The sequence below is a fragment of the Pseudarthrobacter sp. RHLT3-21 genome (assembly GCF_059383495.1).
Map to the genome: position 1 here is coordinate 61,249 of NZ_JBWZCI010000019.1, position 17,938 is coordinate 79,186.

Consider the following 17,938-nt stretch of genomic DNA (forward strand, 5'->3'; position numbering starts at 1 on the left):
TTCCTTCCTAACACGTGTGAGGTAGCTTAGATCGCGGGCCTAACACGTGTCAAGCGTCACATTCTGGCGGTTCTGGCGCGCTCGCTGGGCCGCCCTCGGTGCACGCCCAAAAGTTACGCAATTCAGTCAGCCCGGGCCACCAAACAACCGTGCGAGTCCTCCCAGTTTTCTGTGACACCCTTAACCGATGACTCTTCCACGCCAGGCACAACCGCGGACCCCTGCCCGCCCCACCCCGGGCTCCGGCTTTATGTTCGCGTTCGCCTGGCTCGCCTGCGTCGTCGGTCTGATCGCCACCTACTACTACTTCGTCCAGACCACCACGGGCCAGTTCATCGATGAATCCGCGCTGGTTGAGGCCGTGGACATCCATGGACCCGCGGGTAAGGCAGCCACCGAGTTCCTGGACTGGCTGCCCACCATCTCACTGGTGGTGGCCGCCGTCGTGGTTCTGTTTGTCACGGTGATCCGCCGGCGCTGGTCGGCTGCCGGCATTGCAGTCACGGCGTGCATCGGCGCGAATATCGCCACGCAGGTCCTGAAGGAAGTGCTGCCCGCGCGCCCGGACAAGGGTGTGGTGACGCTGGAGCTGAACTCGCTGCCGTCCGGGCATACCACCCTGGCGGCGTCCGCTGCGGCGGCGGTGTTCCTGATGGCTTCGCCGCGGTGGCGTCCGCTGGCAGGTTTTGTGGGCGGCACGTTCGCGATCGCTTCCGGAGTGTCCACGCTGATCAACCAGTGGCACCGCCCGGCCGACGTCGTCGCTGCCTTCCTCCTGGTGGGTGCGTTTATGATCCCCGCCGGCTGGCTGATCATGCGCAATGGCGCCGCGTGCAACGTATGGGACGGCTTCGGCACGCACGTGGGCTCGGCGAAAATCTGGCTTACGCTGCCGGTAGTGATCGGGCTCGCGTCGGCGGGGGTTGCCGTTTATTCGTTGGCCAGGATCGCCCCGGGGCCGCTCCAGGAGGACAGCACCACGAACTACTTCTGGGCCGGAATCTCGCTCATCGTGATCGCCGGGTACCTGGCCACCGTGGCCACCACGGCGCTGTTTGCATACGCCGCACGACGGCGGGACGCACCAACGCGCTGAGGCCGCCAGCCGCCTGTTTTGACCGCCGAAGTCACCTGCGCGCCGCAATCAGACGCGCCGTCGGCAAACCCTCACTCAGCGCCAAAGGAACATCGCCGTCCCGTTCCCTCAGGCTGCCCGTGGACATGGACGCAAGGCTCGTGGAACAGGCACAAAAGGAACACCGGAATCCCTCGGCGATCATTCGAGATGCCCTGGCCGAATATCTCGCCAAGGCCTCCTGATTCAAAGTTAGTAATTCCGCCGGTGCTTCAGCCGCGGAAGAACAACCGCGAACACACCGGCCGCCGCGAACCCCAGGAAGCCTGTCGCCGAGACACCCGCGCCCAGAGTAAAAAGCGCCGTCACTCCGGAGAGCAGGACTGGCCCGCCGGTGGATCCTGCATCCGCGATAAACCGCCAGAGCCCCAGGAACTGGCCGCGGCCGCGGTCGGGCGAGAAGTCGGCGCCGAGCGTCATGATCAGGCCCGAGCTGATGCCATTGCCAAACCCGATCAGCAGTGACGCCAGCAACAGTCCGGCAAACGAAGCAGTCAGCGGAATCAGCAGCATTGCGATGCCCATGATGATGGTGGACGGGATGGCCACGAACAGCCTGCCTCGGCGGTCCATCACCTTGCCGGCCGGGTAAAACACCAGCATGTCGATCGCGCCGGACAGACCGTAGATCACTGATGCCTGGGCCGGATCCATACCGAGGTGGTCCGCCCACAGCGGGATGACCACCTGCCGGGACGCGCGCAGCGCGCTGAGCAGCAGGACCCCCACACCCAGCGTCAGGAACACACGGGCATGCGATACCGCCACATTCCGCAGCGTCGGCTCCGGACCCTTGTGGCCGCCGTCGGGCGCTGGCGGGACCACCAGGTCCGGGATGGTGACCGCCAAAACCGCGGCCGCGGCCATGCCCACCACTCCCACCCAGTATGCTCCGGCGATCCCGGCGAACTGCATCACGCCGGCACCAATGAAGGGCCCCACAAAAACGCCGATCCGGCTGACCCCGCCCAGCGTCGACAACGCCCGCGCCCGGAACTGGACGGGCACCGCCTCGGTGAGGTACTTCTGCCGCGCCAGGCTGAAGACACTTGCGGCCATTCCGACGACGACCATCGCCACTGCCAACAGCCACAGTCCGTTGGGGATCAGGGAGGACAGTGCGGCGGCCGCGAGCGCCAGGGCGCCGACCGCGGCGGCGCCGACGATGGACCAGCGTTCGCCGAACTTGAGTGTGATGAGGGACGCGGGAAGGTTGAAGAACCACGAGCCGAGTCCGATCAGGGTGACGATCAGAGCGGACACTGCCACCGACGCACCGAGGTCGCGGGCGGAGAGGACCACCACCGGAAGGACCGCGCCTTCGCCGATGCAGAACAGCAGCGCCGGCCCGAACGCTGGTAGGGCGATGCTTCGGAAGTTGAACGGCTGTGGGGTTCCCGGCGAAGTCATCAGATTTATCTTATGCCCGCCGGAAATTCCTCAGCTTTCAGGGGGTCACAAGCGGCCCCGCGAGGACTAACGTTTGCCTTGTGGGGCGCTCCCGCCTGCCCCTCACAGCCAAGGAGGTCTCATGAGTGAAGTGTGGATCCGCACCATCAACAACGGTCTGGTCCGGGCCGACAAAGTCACGGAAATCGCGTCCACCCGGGGGTCCCTTCATGAGGACCAGGGTTTTGCGCTGAAGGTCATCGTGGACGGCAAGGCCCACGTCGTCATTGACGACGGCGACCTTCCGGGCACGCTCCCCGAACGGCTGGAGCACGCGCAACATCTGGAGGACGCCCTGCTGTTCGCCCTCGACGAGGCCCGCGAAGCCGACGCATCCACGGTGGTCTTCTTCACGCCGGAGAGCGACCGCTGGGCACTTGCCGCGGCGGCGGAGCTGGCCGGCGGGCTTCCCGCCGTCGGATAACCCCCGACGGCGGCCCTCCACTAAGCGCGAACGGACAGTTAGGCCCCACTTCCCGCGCGAACCGGCAGCTGATGACGCCAAATCCGGGACTTGAGGTCATTAGCTGCCGGTTCGCGCAGTACGCGCGGGTTGTCGCGGGGTGTGCCGCCGGTTTGGGTCAGGCTGCGTGGCTGAACTCGGCGGCTTTGGCGGTGGCGCGGCGGGGCGGGAGGATGCTCAGTGTGCAGTGGGTCTGCTGCGGGTCAATCCGCGCGGGCAGGTGATGCGTCTCGGAGCAGGCCTGAAGCTGCCGCAGGGCTTCGGGATCAACGCGGGCGTTCCGCACGTCCAATTCCAAGTCCAGATTGTGCTTCAAAGCGTTGGCGCGTTTCACCACAACGTAGAGGGCCTGGATGCTGTGCACGGTGACGTGGCCTTTGGCGAGAACCTGGGCCTTCGCGTGGTCGAGATCTACACGGACAAGAATGCTGAGCTTTTCGGACAAGATAATCATGCCTTCCTTGCGTGGCTGCGACGCTGCAGCCGGTTAGGCCGCGACACTGCGGCCAATGGCCGCGCCTCTGCAGCCTCATTCAGAGTAGGCAACGAATGTGATGTGCGCAACATTTGGCTTCTTTTATGTCGGGCCTTGCGCGAGGAATGTTCAATAACTCGAACATTTCAGGCATTGCGCCAATTGTTCGATATAACGAACACACTCGGACCAGCGCTTCCGACGGATCCAGTGGTTCAGCATGTCGAAACACCGGCTTTCAGCGAATGCTGGATCCCCTGTGCAGGACCTTCCGCAGCGACTCACGCAGCAGGCCGAATCCGGAGAAGGGCGCAATCACGGCAACCTTCCGGGCGACACCCGCGGGGTCCAGGTCACCGATCAGCGTGACGAGTTCCTGGATCTCTCGTCCGGTAGGCCGTGCCCGTCCGCGCCGCCGCACTCTTCTGTACGTACCTCGCTCCATGGTCCGAGACTAGAGAGGAGCAGCGGCCAAGCACACCAGTATTGGCTACTCGTCTTCAATGCCACTGACCACTTGCAGAAGGCCCAGTTGTGCAGCCCGTTTACGTCCGATACGAGCCGCTGCAGATGGGACGCCGGTCCGGCCATAGAATCTGAGCATGCATATTGCCGTTCCAGGAGGTACCGGGGCCGTTGGCCAACATGTCGTCTCTGTTGCCAGGGACCGCGGACATCGGGTGACAAGCCTGACCCGATCGGAAGGCGTGGACCTGTTCACGGGCCGCGGGCTGCACGAAGCCCTGCTCGGTGTGGACACTGTTATTGATGTCTCCGGAATCCAGACGATTTCCACCAGGATGGCCGTGGACTTTTTCACCGCCGCCACCCGGAACCTGCTCGCCGCGGAGAAGACAGCCCAGGTACGGCATCATGTGGCGCTCTCTATCGTGGGCATCGATCAGGCCGCTTCGGGACTTTACGCCGGGAAGCTGGCGCAGGAAGCTGCAGTCCGGAGTGGAGACGTGCCATGGACCATCCTGCGGTCCACTCAATTCCACGAGTTTGTGCCTATGGCCATCAACGCCGCCTCGATTGGTCCGGTGGTCCTGGTTCCACAGATGATCACTCAGCCGGTCGCTGCGCGGGAAGTGGCTGAGGCGCTAGTGGACGCAGCAGAGCAGGGACCCCGCGGACGGGTCGCTGACCTTGGCGGGCCCCGTCGGGAGCAGCTCGCGGATCTGGTCCGCGAATACTTGCGTAAATCCGGGCAGCGCAAGCTGGTCGTGAAGGTCGCGGCACCCGGCGCCATGGGTCAGGCCATGCGCCGCGGTGACCTGGTCCCGTCGGCCGGCTCCGCCGTCGGCCGCCAGACGTTTCACGAGTGGCTGGAAACCAGCCTTCCAGTCGACTAGTGGTGCAGCCTGTGCCGCATGACCGTCGCAGCGAGCCCCATGATGCCGATAAGGGACCCGAGGATGATTGCCAGGCCTGTGAGGTATTCAAGAATGGTCATCGTTGACGCACCTTTCATAGCTGATGGGCTGACGCTAGTGACTGATGCTCAGGATCAGCCAAAGATGGCCAGGTGCGATGACTCAAGATTCAAACCACCCCAAAAGTAGGTAGCGCTATGTGTCGTTTTGAGGGCTCAAAACGACACATAGCGCTACCTAGTTGGGGGAGGGGAGGGGGGAAGGACGAAGCTACCGGTACCCGTCCACGATCGACGCCGCGATTTCCTTGTACGCCCGCCGCGTCTCCGGCTTCAGCACGTCCAGGGTGACCAGGTCGCCGTCGGCCACGCCCCTGTCGTGCGGGACGGCGATGAGCTGGCGGCAGATCCCGGCGAGGTGTTCCTCGATGGCGTCCTTGTCCACGCGGGAGGAGACCTCATCCTTGTCCGTGATGACCACAATCGCGTTCCGGGCCAGGTCCTCGTAGCCGTGGCTCGCCAGCCAGTGCAGGGTGCTGCGGGCACGCTTGGCCCCGCTCACCGCATACCCGGCGGCGATGATGATGTTGTCCGCCGACTGCAGGATCCCGCTCATGGCATTGTGCGTCACGCCGGTGCCGCAGTCGGTCAGGGCCACGGAGTAGTAGTTGGAGATGAGCTTGCGGATCCGCAGGTACTCGGCGGCCGTGAGCGAGTCCGAGACTTCCGGGTCCTGCTCCCCCGCGATCAGGTGCAGCCGGCCGGCGTGGTGCATGAACCGGGCCAGCGCGGTGAGGGAGTCAACACCTTCGATATTGGCCAGCAGGTCCGTGATGGTGCGCGGGCTGGCCTGCTGGTAGATCCCCTCGCCCAGCGCGCGCTCCACGAGGTCCCCGGAGTCCGGGTTGGCGTCGATGGCGCAGGGCGGGTCGCCGCGGAATTCGGCCAGCGTCAGGCCCACGCCCACCGTGGTGGAAGTCTTGCCGATGCCGCCCTTGAGGCTCAGCACCGCGGTGTTGTAGCTGCCCTGCAGCTGGCGGGAGATGCGGCGGCCCAGTTCGTCTTCCTCGCGCTGCTTGGCGCTGGGCCCCAGGTTCCAGGCCCCGCCGGTCATTGCGTAAAGGGCGCCGCGGACGCCGCCCACCGGCCGCGGTTTCTGTTCGCGCACAAACAGGCCCGGGGAGCTGATGAAGTCGGGCATGGGGCTGTCGGCGATGACGTCCGCCGCGGTGGGGCGGATGCGCCGGAACGCCGGTGCCGGCTCCGGTGGTTCGTCAGGAACGTACGACGACGGCGGCGCGGCTTCGGCGCCGTCGTACGCCACTGCGGGGGTGCCTGCGTCCGGCGCGGCCGGCTGCCCGGCCTGCGGTGCCACCTGCGGCTGCGCGGTGACCGGCGGCCTGGCGGGCCGGCGGGTGGGCGCCGGGACGGAGGTGATGGGAGCCGATGGTGCGGGGCTGGCCTGGTCGGCGGCGGCGGCTGCCTCCGCCCAGGAACTGCGGCGCGGCACGGGGGTGCCGGCGTCGGGGGTGCCGGCGTCGGGGGTGTTCGGAAGATCTGGCGTTACTGCTGGCATGGTTCCTGTCTGGGCATCCTGCAGCGCGCTGTCGGCGCGACGGAGGTCACGGCGTCGCCGGGGCGGTTGCGGTAGCCCTGCATCTTCTGCGATGGGGCGTGCGTTCTGATCCGCCGGATCGGGCATGTCTGTCCCCCCAGGACTTTCGGCACAAGGTTCTGCGGCACTTTACGGACTGATTCAATCAGTAAGTCTAGGCGCTGGGGCGGAATTGCGAGCTCAGCCGCGGGTGAGTGCGGCCATGACGACGGCGGCGGTCAGGACCAGAAGTACGGCAAGTATGGCGTAGGCCTGCCATTTGGGACGGCCCTTATGCGGGTTGATATCGATATAGGGCATGGCTAGCTGCGGTTACTCCTCGTGGCGGTCACCCGCACTGCGCGTCGCTTCCGGCGCAGCACGTGGTACGTCGCATAGAAAGGAATCAGCAGTGTGCCCAACAGTGCGCACAGCGCCAGGACATAGTCAATGAGAGCCACAACGGTCTCCGAACGTTAGAGTGATCCCCCATGCGATCAGAGGTCACGCTATCGGCATGTCACGTCTATTGACAAGTCACGTCACTGGCGCCTATCCGCAGCCATCCGTCACCGGTTGAGCGCGAGCACCACCACTGCGGCCGTGGCCACTGCCAGCACGGCCAGCGAAACGTAGGAAATTGCCTGAAACCTGCGACGGCGGAGCTCGCTCCGGGAGTCGCGCGCGTACTGTGTGCCCCCATACTTACCCATCCCCCGAGGCTATGAACACACCCTCAAGGTTTGATCAAGTCACGCTGAATATGACAGCTGCTCTACAACTCGGCGTTCACCATCTGTGCCGACCGATGCGGTTGACTGTCCAGATGGACTTCAACGGGTTTGCCGATCTCCCCAAAAAGGACGTAACGCACGACGCCGGGACGGTCGCCGTCGTGCGTCCCGCCGGTCCTGCGGACCTTGAGGCGATCGCCGCGATCGAACAGGAGCGGGTGATCCTGACGGGCCCTTCCTCGGCCGCTTTGAAGACGTTCGCCGAATTGCGGGATAGTTCGGAGGATTGGGCGGTGCGTGAAATGGTGGGGGTGGACATACCTCCATTATTCAGAACGTGTTCTGAATAATGCAGAGCCTCGGGCTACCGCGGCCCACTGAGCATTAGCGAGTCAAACGCTTCTCCTACAATCAGGACCGTTCCCGCGTTTCCAAAACTTAGTGCAGCGGCCGCGTCTCCTGCAGGCGCTTGATGAACCAGCGTGACTGCTCTGGGCCGTAGGGCAGCACGGGGATGGCTTTGGTGGCGTCGGTGGGGGTTTCGCGGATGGACTGCTGGGCCTGGCGGACCGCGGTGGTCATGGTGTTGGCCATGGTCTTGACGAACTGGTCGCTGCAGGGCTGGCCGTGGCCGGGGATCAGGAACTCGTAGCGGTGGCGCAGGGCGGAGATGTGGCGCAGGGAGTCGGCCCATTCCTCCGGGTAGGAGTCCTCGAAGGATGGGTGCGCGCCCTGCTCCACGAGGTCGCCCACGAACAGGGTGGTGGCGGTGCCCACCAGGAGGTCGCCGTCGGTATGGCCGCGGCCCAGGTAGAAGAGCGTAACCGTGATTCCGCCCAGGTCCACCAGCACGGGCTGGTCCTTGACGATGGCGTTGGGCACCACCAGTTCCACGTTCTCACCCTCGCCGGTGGACATCTCCGGCTCCAGGGTTCCTACGAACCGGCGCTGCAGGTCCCCGTGGTCGTCGATCTCCCGGGCGCAGTTTTCGTGTGCCCAGAACTCCGTGGCGCCGTCGGACGCGAACACGGCGTTGCCGAAGAAGTGGTCGTAGTGTGCGTGGGTGTTCACCACCACCAACGGCAAAGAGGTCTTCTCCCGCACCGCATCCAGGATCTCGCGCCCCTGCCGCGGCCCGCAGCCGGTATCGATCACCATAGCCCGCTCGGAGCCCACAATCAGGCCGGTGTTCAGCAGTGATCCTTCGGTGACCAGCACGTAGTTGTCCGCGCCGACGTCGAGCCATTCTGACATTGTTTCTCCGTACCTCCGGAAAGCGACTGCGTTCTTCTTGGCCTCGATTCTACCCACGGGGCCTTGGAGTTCCCGGGACGCGGGGACGCGGCCCCATGCGGCAAGATCACCAACCACGTGACCCAGTAAGAGACGGCCGACGGCGGTGGGCACCTGATTGCGACGGTGCGGTGCGCTGAGCATCCAGGGGAAGCCGCCTGACGCTGAGGCGTGCAGGAGATGCTTCTCTTCCTAAACGTCGTCAGTCATCGTCCCTGATTTCAAGCTTTCGGAACAATTCCTGCCCGACGCTGAAGTCCCAAACGCCTTCACGATGCATTCTTCCGACTACAACGCCAGGACAGGTGCCGATCTTACGCGCGAACGCACGAACCTTGACCTTGGAATTGAGGGTCAGGAGTTCTGGGAGAAATTCGGGTGGAATGAGAGTGTCGCTCGAAAACACATCGGCTTCGTCCTCAAGCGGCGTGCGTTTGCCGGAGTCAGCGTGGATGAACATCTGATTCCCCTCGTGGTGAAGGATATGTCCAATCTCATGGAAGAGCGTGAACCAGAACTTGCCATCGTCCTTCCCCCTAGTGCTGAGAGTGACGACAGGAGTGCCGGCAAACCACTGCGTACATCCATGCACCCGAGCACCGGGCACGTCGTTGATGTAGAGCAACCGGACACCGGCGGAAGACATCAAGTGGACTAGCCTTGCCCCGAAGTCCTCCGGGTAGTCAACGGATAGCTTTCGAATTTCCGGTAGTACCGCAGCGAGCATATCGCGATCGAATTTCACGTCCAGCGGTTCGGACCGTTCCAGCTCCATCTCGATGAGGCGCAACCACACTTGTACCGCGCCTGCATCGACGGGATGCGCCAGTGCCTGGCGAAACGCCGGTACAGGCTGGGTGCGGGCGTTCAACCCATCCAAGCTCCCGACTCGGAAGAAAGCCATAAGCTCCATGAGGACCTCGCCAGGCCTGCGCAGGTTGCCCGTAATGAGTCCCCGCGCCCTCATGTCCTTAAGCGGAAATGCGCGTGCAATTTCCACGTGCTCTTCCAACGTGTGCTGCAGTGCCAGCCGGGCAACGTCCTCCCTATAAGTGTTTTCGTACGCCATCCAGATCCGGGAAGCAATTCCAGTCACAAGCTCGAGCTGGAGGGCCACTTCGTGTGTGAGGCGAGCGCCCGCAATCAGCTTGCTGATGTGCTTGGGACTCACCCCCACCGCCCGGGCGAGACGCGCCTGGGACCAGTTGTTTTCCTCGAGCCACTCCTGGATGTACTCGCCAGCCGGGACAGCGTAATCAGTCTCGATTTCGATGATTTCAGTCATAGCGGACACCCCCTCTCAGTGGTAGTCAATGATGTGAATCAGGTCGGCAACGGTTTCGTCGTCGTTGAACTTAACCAATAGCCGATAGTTTGGGGTTACGTGCGCGGCGTACATCCCCTTTAGGTTGTGCTTCTTGGGACCCCACTTGCCGGTGGAGGTCGTCAGGTCGGTGATCAGCCTTGCGCTCTTCAGCTGATTGATGCGAAGCCCAAGAGCCTTCCCCACATCCGCCCCGTATAGTCGCCTGGCTTCTGCCGCACTGGCCGCAGCCTTCGCGAGTTTCTTGTTGGATGACTGAACCTTCATTGCCATCGATCGTTACCCAATAGGTAACACGTAGTAAGACTACAATATTTCCGCACGCAGGCCGGGTCTAGGCTAGGCCTTGCCAGTAGTGCCGGGCCAGCCCAGGCGCCGGACTCCGGACGGAGAGCGATGCGCATGGGCAGCACAGTTTTGGCGGGCCTTGAGGCAGAACTCGGCTGGGTCCGGGACATGTACACCGAACTGCACCGGCATCCCGAGCTCAGCCTCGAGGAGCACGGGCTCGCTCCTGATCGCCCTGACCCCGGAGAACGCCGGACCGCCAGCGGGCGCTGTCCTTCTGGTCCATCGGCTCGTGGGGCGGCTCGGGCTTCTGCGCCCTCTTCGGCGGGCTGATGGCGACGTCGTTCCTGGGCTGGCGGTCCATCTTCTGGATCTCGATCGTGCTGTCGGTGGTGGCGCTGTTCCTGCTGCGCGGCACTCCTGAGTCCAAGTCCGCCACGAAATCCGGCGGCACGTTCGACTGGGGCGGCATGGTGAGCCTCATCGTTGCGCTCGTGGCACTGAACGTCTACATCTCGCAGGGCCCGCTGATCGGCTGGCTCAGCTGGACCGGGATCGGGCTCATCGCCGCCGCGGTGGTGGCCACCCTGGTGTTCTTCGGAATCGAAACCAGCCGGCACAACCCCGTCCTGAACCTGAAACTGTTCCGCAACTCCACCTTCGCGGGCGCCACCCTGTCCAACTTCCTGCTCAACGGCGCGGCCGGCACCCTGATCGTGTCCCTGGGCCTGGTCCAGGTCGCCGCGGGCATGACCTCGCTGCAGTCGGGCCTGCTGACCCTGGGCTACCTGGTGGCGATCCTGGCCACCATCCGCGTCGGGGAGAAACTGCTCCAGCGCTTCGGGCCGAAGCGGCCCATGATCTGGGGCAGCGCGATCGCCGGCGTCGGGATCCTGCTGACGTCCATGACGTTCACCCTGATCGGGCAATACATTGTCCTGGCCGTCATCGGCTTCACCCTGTTCGGCATCGGCCTGGGCTTCTACGCGACGCCGTCCACGGACGCCGCACTCTCCAACGTGCCCGACGACGAGGCAGGGGCCGCTGCCGGGATCTACAAGATGGCTTCCTCCCTGGGCAACGCGTTCGGCGTGGCCGTCTCCGCGGACCTCTACGTCGCCGCCCAGGCCATGGACCCGGCCACCATCCAGTCCTGGGGCCTGTTCATCGGCAACCAGGAGAACGTGGGCCTGCGCTTCGGCGGCGCGATCGGCATCCTGTTCAACCTGTTCATGGTGGTGGTTGCCATCATCGCCATCATGGTCACCGTGCCCAGCGAACGGTTGGAGAAGCGCCCCGAAGTGCCGGCCACGCCATCGATCGGGAGTTAAGTGCGGCCGCCGCCCGGATGGCAGTATGCAGTCCCGGTTGCCAAACCTAAGCTGGTGGCTTAGGGGCAGTTTTGGTGCCCGCAGCAGGTTCACCCAAGAGAACAGAGTCGACGTCATGAGCGATGAATCCGGGCAGAAGAAGTTGGACGAGGAAGTCGAGGCCCTCGAGGAGGAGCAGCCCACCCAGGAGTTCAAGCACCAAATCAGCGGCGAAGAGTGGCACGGTGATGCCGCGGACCAGGCCAACGACCTGCGCGAATACGAAGAGGAAGCGGAGATCCGGGAGCAGTCACGCCACACCGGGGATGCGGACAAGTAGCGCAGCACACGAAAGGTGTGCGGGTTCATCCAGACTTCGTTGGGAAGCGCTGACCGGTGACCTGTCGCCGGGTCGATGATCGTTGGGCTGCTGTCGCGCACGTTGGTGGCGCGGCGCCTGGGCTCCCCCCGAGGCCTGTACTACCTCCGCAACTACGACCTCGGCGGAGGCATCAGCCAGCCATCCCGTTTCGTCAACACGCGAGACTAGCGCAGAAGCCCCTTGACACGGGTACTCCGTAGGTGAATTCTTACGACGTAATCGTTAGTCGCCATGCCCGCTGGGAACGGTAATGACGGTCATCGTCCGGTCTCAAGATCGAACTGGTGGCAAGCGAAATGAATGGAACGGCACTCGACGCACTGCGTGAACAGCTTCGCGGACAGCTCATCACTCCCGAAGATCCGGATTATGAATCTGCCCGGGCAGTCTACAACGGCATGATCGACAAGAGGCCCGCCGGCGTCGTCCGCGTGGCGCAGGTGGCAGACGTCATCGCCGCCGTGAACTTCGCACGGGACAACTCCATGCCATTGGCCATCCGGGGCTGCGGCCACAGCGCCCCGGGCTTCGGTACCTGGGACGACGCACTCGTGATCGACTTCGTGAACCGGACCTGAGTCCGCGTTGACCCCGAAGCAGGCACGGCGAGGGCCGAGGCCGGGACCACCTGGGCGGACTTCAACCACGCCACGCACGCCTTCGGCCTGGCCACCCCCGGCGGCATCGTGGGCTCCACCGGAATAGCCGGCCTGACGTTGGGGGGAGGTATCGGCTACCTCGCCCGCAAGCACGGCCTGTCCTGCGACAACCTGCTCTCGGCCGATGTGGTCACGGCCGACGGCAAGCTCCTGACCGCCAACGAAGACCGGAACGAGGACCTCTTCTGGGCGTTGAGGGGCGGTGGCGGCAACTTCGGTGTCGTCACTTCGCTTGAATACCAGCTGCATCCCGTTGACATGGTCCACGTAGGCATTGTCATTTTCCGAAGGCGAGTGCACGAATGTCCGAAGTCCTGCTCACCGAGTGTTTTTGTCAACAGTGGTCAGCACGGAATTTCAGGAGACCTCAGCACAATCCGCCGGTCCGTACCCGATAATCCTTGATTTCCTGCGGGTACGGAGAGGATCGTTGGACGTGGCCCGGTACGTGAGGTCGCGGCGTCGCCCGTAATTAAGTCCGCTGCACGAGTAGGGACTGGCATGGAACCGGAATCAATACCGATCAGTGGGCACGGTTTGCTGACCATTTCGGACGCGGTCTGGGAACTGGCACGCCGGCGGGCTGAAGTCATCGCGCCGTTGGCGGGGTTGAGCATCATCGGTAAACAGGCGGTCGACGAAGCTTCCCGGGAGCTGGGTATCTCCAGGCGGCATGTGTATCTGCTCATCCAACGCTACCGTGAGGGCAGCGGTGTGGTGACGGATGTTGCCCCCGGACACTCCAGCGGAGGCCAGGGCAAAGGCCGGTTGCCTGAACGCGTCGAGGCCGTGATTGACGAGCTGGTCCGTAAGCACTACTGGCGGACCAAGCCAGGAATCGTTCTTCCTCCGTATCCGACGGGTACGACACGAAAGAGCTGGAAGCATCCGGTTGGAAGACGATCCACGAGAACATCCTCATCTCCGGCGACTAGGACCAGAGCGCTCAGTCCAAGGCGCCAGATACTGGTCACGGAGTGTTTCGGGGCCCGGCACCTCTTCGCCAAATCCCATTGAGGTTCTCCAAACGGCCCGCCCTGGGACCACCCGTGAGATCGTGCAGACGACTTTGAACATTCCGTGCAGAGGACTTCGGAAACTGACAGTTCCGCGTAATCTGACTGTCCCGGATGTTGTTCCAAAAGCCTGCCGTAATCGTCTGTCCCAGGGATAACTTTCTGTACACCCCACTGAGACTGATGCGTTGCCAGGGTGGTCGGGTTTGGGTAAACCGTCCTTGGTTGTTGAAGTCTTTACTGCGCGATCGTCCGCCACAACGCGGCCGGCCGACGTCCGGGCCGTTTCCCCTCGGCTGATGTAAAGAGATGAAACTGGGCAACTGGTAGACCAGGGAGCGGATCCGTACGGAGATCGTTGAGGGAAAAGCTCTCGGCGTGACCGGGGACGCCGCGTTCTTTCTCGATGGTGAGAAGCTGACGCTGAACAGCGAGGAACAATTCCTGCAGTTGCTCGAAGAGGCAACGCCGCAGTTGGATCCCCAATCGCAGGATTCCAGGTCGCAACCACAGGATCTGCGCAGGGTTTATCGAGGATGAGGTCAGGACGCTATTGGTTCGCAGTTCCTCCATAGAGAATTGTCTCGGAATCCGTTTCCCACGGTCCTGAGGACGCATGAACGGGGAAACCGGAGCGCCTAATAATTTGGCCTGGCGCGAATTCCCGCCCGGCCTCGACGATGGCCGCCGCGTGCGGCCTAAGCCGGCCCTACGGTAGGGCGCGGTGATTTCACGTAGTGCTGGGGAGTATTTGTGCGTAAGAAAATTTTTTCTAGATCTACTGTGACAGGACTTGTCTTGTCACTGGCCGTGTTGTTTGGCATGGCAGTACCTGCTGAAGCCGCAGGCCGGGCGGAGGTTACCCTTGGCGCCCCTGCCGGGCCGACAGGTGCCTCCGTGACAGTAAATGGTGCCGGTTTCGGTCCTCAATCCTCCGGGACGCTCACGGCCGGTTCAAACAGCGTCGAGTTCACCACCAAAGCCAACGGCACCTTCACTGCGGCCGTGACAATCCCGCAGACCGCGTCAGCCGCGGTCACGGTGACGGCCAAGACGCGCAAGGCCACGGCCTCGGCCCCCTACACCGTCACCTACAGCCCCGCCTCGCTGCGCGCCGGCTCCGAAAGCGCGACAGCGCAGAGCGCCGCTACCCCGATGACAATGGCAGCACAAACCCAAACCACAGCAACCACGCCTCCCATTAGCTCGGACCCGCTGCGGTTCGGAGTGTCGACGCCAGGTGGCCCGCAGGCTGCCAGTGAGCTCAATGCCGTCGCCACCTTGGTCAACGAAAACCCGTCCATCATCATGTCCTACAAGGACTTCAGCCAAGCGGCCCCGATCGCGGACCTGAACGCCGTCAACGCCCGCGGCGCCACCAGCCTTATCACCTGGGAGCCATGGCTCTGGAGCGGAAACGGGGCCAACCAGCCCGCCTACTCGCTTGACCGCATCACCGCCGGAGACTTCGACACCTACATCACCCAGTGGGGAACCGCGCTGAAGAACTGGGGCAAGCCCGTCATGCTGCGCTTCGCTCACGAAATGAATGGCAATTGGTATCCCTGGGCCGAAGCAGCCAACGGAAACGGCGCCGGCGACTACGTCGCTGCCTGGCGCCACGTCCACGACGTGGTGGCCGCAACCGGCGCGAGCAACGTGCAGTGGGTCTGGAGCCCGAACGTTCCCTACTGGGGCTCCACCCCACTGACCGGGCTCTACCCCGGCGCCGGTTACGTCGACATCACGTCCCTGGACGGCTACAACTGGGGCACCTCTCAGTCCTGGAGCTCCTGGGCCTCGCCCTCAGCCCTGTTCGGTGACGGCCTGACCGCGCTGCGCAGCCTCGCCCCCGGCAAGAAGATCATCATCTCCGAGACCGCCTCCGCCGAAGCCGGAGGATCCAAGGCCGACTGGAACACCGCCCTGGTCTCCTACCTCGCGGCACAGCCCGACGTCACCGGCTTTGTCTGGTTCCACCACAACAAGGAAGTCGACTGGCGGATCAACAGCTCGGGCGCCTCGGCCAACGCCTTCGCCGCGGCATTAGCAGCCAGGAACTGACACCGATGGGAGGGTCCGCGCCATGCGCGGCCCTCCCATCGCTGCCAACACCCTGACATATTGTCCTCGCCGAAAGCGGACGCGGCCTCGCCCTGCGCAAGGGCGGCCGGGGACGTCCCGCGGTATGAACGGACCAACGGCGCAAACCACTGGGCGTAGCGCAGAAGCCGCAGTCACGGCTGACGCCGGGACCACTACGGCCAACGTGATCATCTGTCATGGTAGTCAGGCCCCGTGTTAGTTTTGTCAAACCGCTTGCTGTGGTGAAAACGTAGGGATGCCATGAAATGAACAATCAGGCCACAATGCCACCAGCAGCCCAGCAACGTGAACGACGTCGGTCCCTTGCTGCCCTGCGCCCGGGCTCCGTCCCTGAGGAGCGCGTTGGCCGTAGCATGCGCGTTCGACGCCTGGGACCTGATCAAATTTCTCCGCTTATCAAGCAGGTCCCGATAGCCGCACTCTTTTTTGCGGCGGCTGTGATGAGCAGTTCCATTTCGACGCTGACCGTCAGCAGCTGGCCCGCGCTGGCCACGGGTGCCCTGCTGATAGCCGCAGCGACCCTGCTGTCGGCAGTCCTTTCCCGTCCGTCCCTGGCGCGCTTCGCAACCATTGTTCCGGCCGCGGATTTCCTGGCCGCAGGCCTGCTTCGGTACGGGACCGGTGAAAGCCGTTCCATTTACGCATCCCTCGTGCTTCTGCCCGTTTTGTGGTTCTCAGCAATGGAAGGGCGCCGATACGTGCTCTACGCCGTCCTCGGCGGCGCCGTGGCGATCCTGGTTCCGTTCGCCTTGGGCGCCGGCATCGACGAGAACCCCAACGAGCTGCTCCGCGGCCTGTACAGCATGATCGTTTTCGTCCTGGCCGCAGTTATCGTCAACGAACTGGCCTCCAGAGCCCGCCGGCGCCTCAGCGCCGCCCGGGCAGAGGCAGCGGCCGCGTCGGAGGAACTCAGCCGCGCGGCGGAAATCCAGCGATATCTGCTGCCCAAAGAAGCTGCCCCGCTCCCCGGGTATGAAACCGTCGGCGCCTGCATACCGTCCAAGGCTGTGGGCGGAGACTTCTTCGACTGGTATGAGATTGACGGCGGCCTCGGGTTCACGCTTGGGGACGTGATGGGCAAAGGTGCAGGGGCCGGAATGATCGCTGCCACCACGCGGGCCGTCATCCGCAGCGCCAGAAACAGCGAGGACCCCGCCACGGCCCTCAGCTTGACCTCAGATTGCCTTACCACCGAGTTAAGTGAGGCCGCGTCCTTCGCCACCCTCTTCCACGCCCGACTCCGTGCCGAGGACGGGCGGATCCTGTTCTCCGACGCAGGCCACGGCCTGACTCTGCTTATCCGTGCGGACAAATCCTGGGAAAGGCTCGCCTCCCGGGAACTGCCCGTAGGGCTGCTCCCGGGCACAACCTGGCACTCGTTCGAAATTCACCTCAACCCCGGGGACATGATCGTTAGCTTCAGCGACGGAGTACTAGACCTATACGACGGAACCCTCACCGCCATCGACGAAATCGCCCTGCTCGCCACCGCAGCGACCTCGGCAACAGACATCGTCGACGCCGTGCAAAAGCTGGCCGCAGAAACCAACAACCCCGATGACGTAACCATCCTCGCCGTCCGCAGAACAGCACGCTCCCCTCAGTCATCAGAATCAAGCCAGCTCGCCGACAAGCATTCGATGCGGTGACTTCTAAACGCAGGCAAGAACAGTCGGTGCGGTAGGGCACCGGAGAAAATGCCAGGACCGGGAAACGTTCACTCTTTACGGCACACAGATCGTTGTATCGGTGCTGCTGGCGGTGGCCGCCGTCATCGGAATTATCCGCCTGGCCGCCGGCCTGCCGAACCGCTCGGCACCCTGGTGAACGTCGCCTGGGTCATTTTCGATCTGGTGGTGATGAGCATCTTGGTCCGGGCAGTGCTTTACAAGGGTTATGAACCGGCCGCAGATCCGGCAGTTACAGAGAGGAATCCCGTTGGAGTTTAGCTATGAGGTCAAGGGCTCGTATGCGGAGGTCAAGGCGGACGGGCGGCTGAACATGGTCTCCGCGGCAAGACTGCGCGAGTTTGTTACCGGCGTCATTGCCGGTGGATCCAAGCGGATCGTGGTGAACCTGGAGAACACGGCGTTTATGGACTCCTCCGGCCTCGGGGCGCTCATCGGCTGCCTAAAGGCGGCGCGGCAGGCGGGAGGGGACCTGCGGATCGCAGCGGTCCAGCCGCAGGTGAAGATGGTCCTGCAGCTGACCAGCATGGACAAGGTCCTCACGGCCTACGGTACTGCCGAAGAGGCGTTCAGCAATGACTGAGGTCCTGGCGTCACGCAGCTTCCGCGGGCTTGCGGCAGACGAAGCCATCGAAGCCGTGCACAAC

Annotated in this window: 19 protein-coding genes and 3 pseudogenes; 13 read left to right on the forward strand and 9 right to left on the reverse strand. The window is 63.7% G+C overall.

The window, feature by feature from the left end:
- The first annotated feature begins 187 nt into the window (after positions 1-187).
- Both AC50YA_RS17370 and AC50YA_RS17375 read left to right on the forward strand, forming a co-directional pair.
- A complete protein-coding gene (locus tag AC50YA_RS17370) occupies positions 188-1,096 on the forward strand; it encodes a phosphatase PAP2 family protein (protein ID WP_494983480.1) in 909 nt (302 codons plus the stop codon).
- Between the two features lie 113 nt (positions 1,097-1,209).
- Entirely contained in the window at positions 1,210-1,320 is a 111-nt protein-coding gene (locus AC50YA_RS17375) for a ribbon-helix-helix protein, CopG family (protein WP_494983500.1), read from the forward strand.
- Between the two features lie 7 nt (positions 1,321-1,327).
- Here the strand turns inward: AC50YA_RS17375 and AC50YA_RS17380 are convergent, their stop codons facing one another.
- On the reverse strand, positions 1,328-2,545 hold the full coding sequence (locus AC50YA_RS17380; RefSeq protein ID WP_494983481.1) for an MFS transporter: 1,218 nt from the start codon (positions 2,543-2,545) through the stop codon (positions 1,328-1,330).
- 121 nt (positions 2,546-2,666) lie between these two features.
- Here AC50YA_RS17380 and AC50YA_RS17385 point away from each other — a divergent pair, with 121 nt between their 5' ends.
- Entirely contained in the window at positions 2,667-3,008 is a 342-nt protein-coding gene (locus AC50YA_RS17385; RefSeq protein WP_494983482.1) for a hypothetical protein, read from the forward strand.
- Positions 3,009-3,165: 157 nt separating this feature from the next.
- Here the strand turns inward: AC50YA_RS17385 and AC50YA_RS17390 are convergent, their stop codons facing one another.
- Positions 3,166-3,501 carry a hypothetical protein gene (locus AC50YA_RS17390; RefSeq protein WP_494983483.1) on the reverse strand — a complete coding sequence of 112 codons (336 nt, stop codon included), beginning with the start codon at positions 3,499-3,501 and terminating at the stop codon, positions 3,166-3,168.
- A 259-nt stretch (positions 3,502-3,760) separates the two neighbouring features.
- Positions 3,761-3,967, reverse strand: a complete 207-nt coding sequence (locus AC50YA_RS17395) for a hypothetical protein (protein WP_494983484.1) — start codon at positions 3,965-3,967, stop codon at positions 3,761-3,763.
- A gap of 157 nt (positions 3,968-4,124) precedes the next feature.
- Between AC50YA_RS17395 and AC50YA_RS17400 the strand changes: the two genes are divergently transcribed.
- Complete coding sequence (locus tag AC50YA_RS17400; RefSeq protein WP_494983485.1) at positions 4,125-4,877, forward strand: SDR family oxidoreductase; 753 nt, start codon at positions 4,125-4,127, stop codon at positions 4,875-4,877.
- A gap of 291 nt (positions 4,878-5,168) precedes the next feature.
- Here AC50YA_RS17400 and AC50YA_RS17405 read toward each other — a convergent pair whose 3' ends face one another.
- From AC50YA_RS17405 to AC50YA_RS17415, 3 genes are all read right to left on the reverse strand, one after another.
- Entirely contained in the window at positions 5,169-6,599 is a 1,431-nt protein-coding gene (locus tag AC50YA_RS17405; protein ID WP_494983486.1) for a MinD/ParA family ATP-binding protein, read from the reverse strand.
- Between the two features lie 215 nt (positions 6,600-6,814).
- Positions 6,815-6,952 (reverse strand): hypothetical protein, encoded by a 138-nt coding sequence (locus AC50YA_RS17410; protein WP_494983487.1) that lies wholly within the window; start codon positions 6,950-6,952, stop codon positions 6,815-6,817.
- Positions 6,953-7,060: 108 nt separating this feature from the next.
- On the reverse strand, positions 7,061-7,204 hold the full coding sequence (locus AC50YA_RS17415; protein WP_494983488.1) for a hypothetical protein: 144 nt from the start codon (positions 7,202-7,204) through the stop codon (positions 7,061-7,063).
- A 113-nt stretch (positions 7,205-7,317) separates the two neighbouring features.
- Between AC50YA_RS17415 and AC50YA_RS17420 the strand changes: the two genes are divergently transcribed.
- Positions 7,318-7,575 (forward strand): hypothetical protein, encoded by a 258-nt coding sequence (locus tag AC50YA_RS17420; RefSeq protein WP_494983489.1) that lies wholly within the window; start codon positions 7,318-7,320, stop codon positions 7,573-7,575.
- 88 nt (positions 7,576-7,663) lie between these two features.
- Here the strand turns inward: AC50YA_RS17420 and AC50YA_RS17425 are convergent, their stop codons facing one another.
- From AC50YA_RS17425 to AC50YA_RS17435, 3 genes are all read right to left on the reverse strand, one after another.
- On the reverse strand, positions 7,664-8,479 hold the full coding sequence (locus tag AC50YA_RS17425) for an MBL fold metallo-hydrolase (protein WP_494983490.1): 816 nt from the start codon (positions 8,477-8,479) through the stop codon (positions 7,664-7,666).
- A 241-nt stretch (positions 8,480-8,720) separates the two neighbouring features.
- Positions 8,721-9,803 carry an ImmA/IrrE family metallo-endopeptidase gene (locus AC50YA_RS17430; protein ID WP_494983491.1) on the reverse strand — a complete coding sequence of 361 codons (1,083 nt, stop codon included), beginning with the start codon at positions 9,801-9,803 and terminating at the stop codon, positions 8,721-8,723.
- Between the two features lie 15 nt (positions 9,804-9,818).
- Positions 9,819-10,109: a type II toxin-antitoxin system RelE/ParE family toxin gene (locus AC50YA_RS17435; protein WP_494983492.1), complete on the reverse strand. Its 291-nt coding sequence runs from the start codon at positions 10,107-10,109 to the stop codon at positions 9,819-9,821.
- Between the two features lie 287 nt (positions 10,110-10,396).
- Here AC50YA_RS17435 and AC50YA_RS17440 point away from each other — a divergent pair.
- The 8 genes and pseudogenes from AC50YA_RS17440 to AC50YA_RS17475 all read left to right on the forward strand — a co-directional run.
- Positions 10,397-11,461, forward strand: a pseudogene (locus AC50YA_RS17440) (MFS transporter); the annotation flags it as partial.
- A gap of 115 nt (positions 11,462-11,576) precedes the next feature.
- Positions 11,577-11,780: a hypothetical protein gene (locus tag AC50YA_RS17445; protein WP_494983493.1), complete on the forward strand. Its 204-nt coding sequence runs from the start codon at positions 11,577-11,579 to the stop codon at positions 11,778-11,780.
- 338 nt (positions 11,781-12,118) lie between these two features.
- Positions 12,119-12,766, forward strand: a pseudogene (locus AC50YA_RS17450) (FAD-binding oxidoreductase); the annotation flags it as partial.
- Positions 12,767-13,875: 1,109 nt separating this feature from the next.
- Positions 13,876-14,037 (forward strand): hypothetical protein, encoded by a 162-nt coding sequence (locus tag AC50YA_RS17455; RefSeq protein ID WP_494983494.1) that lies wholly within the window; start codon positions 13,876-13,878, stop codon positions 14,035-14,037.
- 357 nt (positions 14,038-14,394) lie between these two features.
- Positions 14,395-15,561: a glycoside hydrolase family 26 protein gene (locus tag AC50YA_RS17460; protein WP_494983495.1), complete on the forward strand. Its 1,167-nt coding sequence runs from the start codon at positions 14,395-14,397 to the stop codon at positions 15,559-15,561.
- A 482-nt stretch (positions 15,562-16,043) separates the two neighbouring features.
- Complete coding sequence (locus AC50YA_RS17465) at positions 16,044-17,252, forward strand: PP2C family protein-serine/threonine phosphatase (protein ID WP_494983496.1); 1,209 nt, start codon at positions 16,044-16,046, stop codon at positions 17,250-17,252.
- A gap of 79 nt (positions 17,253-17,331) precedes the next feature.
- Positions 17,332-17,552 (forward strand): annotated as a pseudogene (locus AC50YA_RS17470) (cellulose synthase); the annotation flags it as partial.
- A complete protein-coding gene (locus tag AC50YA_RS17475) occupies positions 17,542-17,874 on the forward strand; it encodes an STAS domain-containing protein (protein ID WP_494983497.1) in 333 nt (110 codons plus the stop codon). The pseudogene AC50YA_RS17470 and the gene AC50YA_RS17475, both read left to right, overlap by 11 nt.
- The last annotated feature ends 64 nt before the right edge of the window (positions 17,875-17,938 follow it).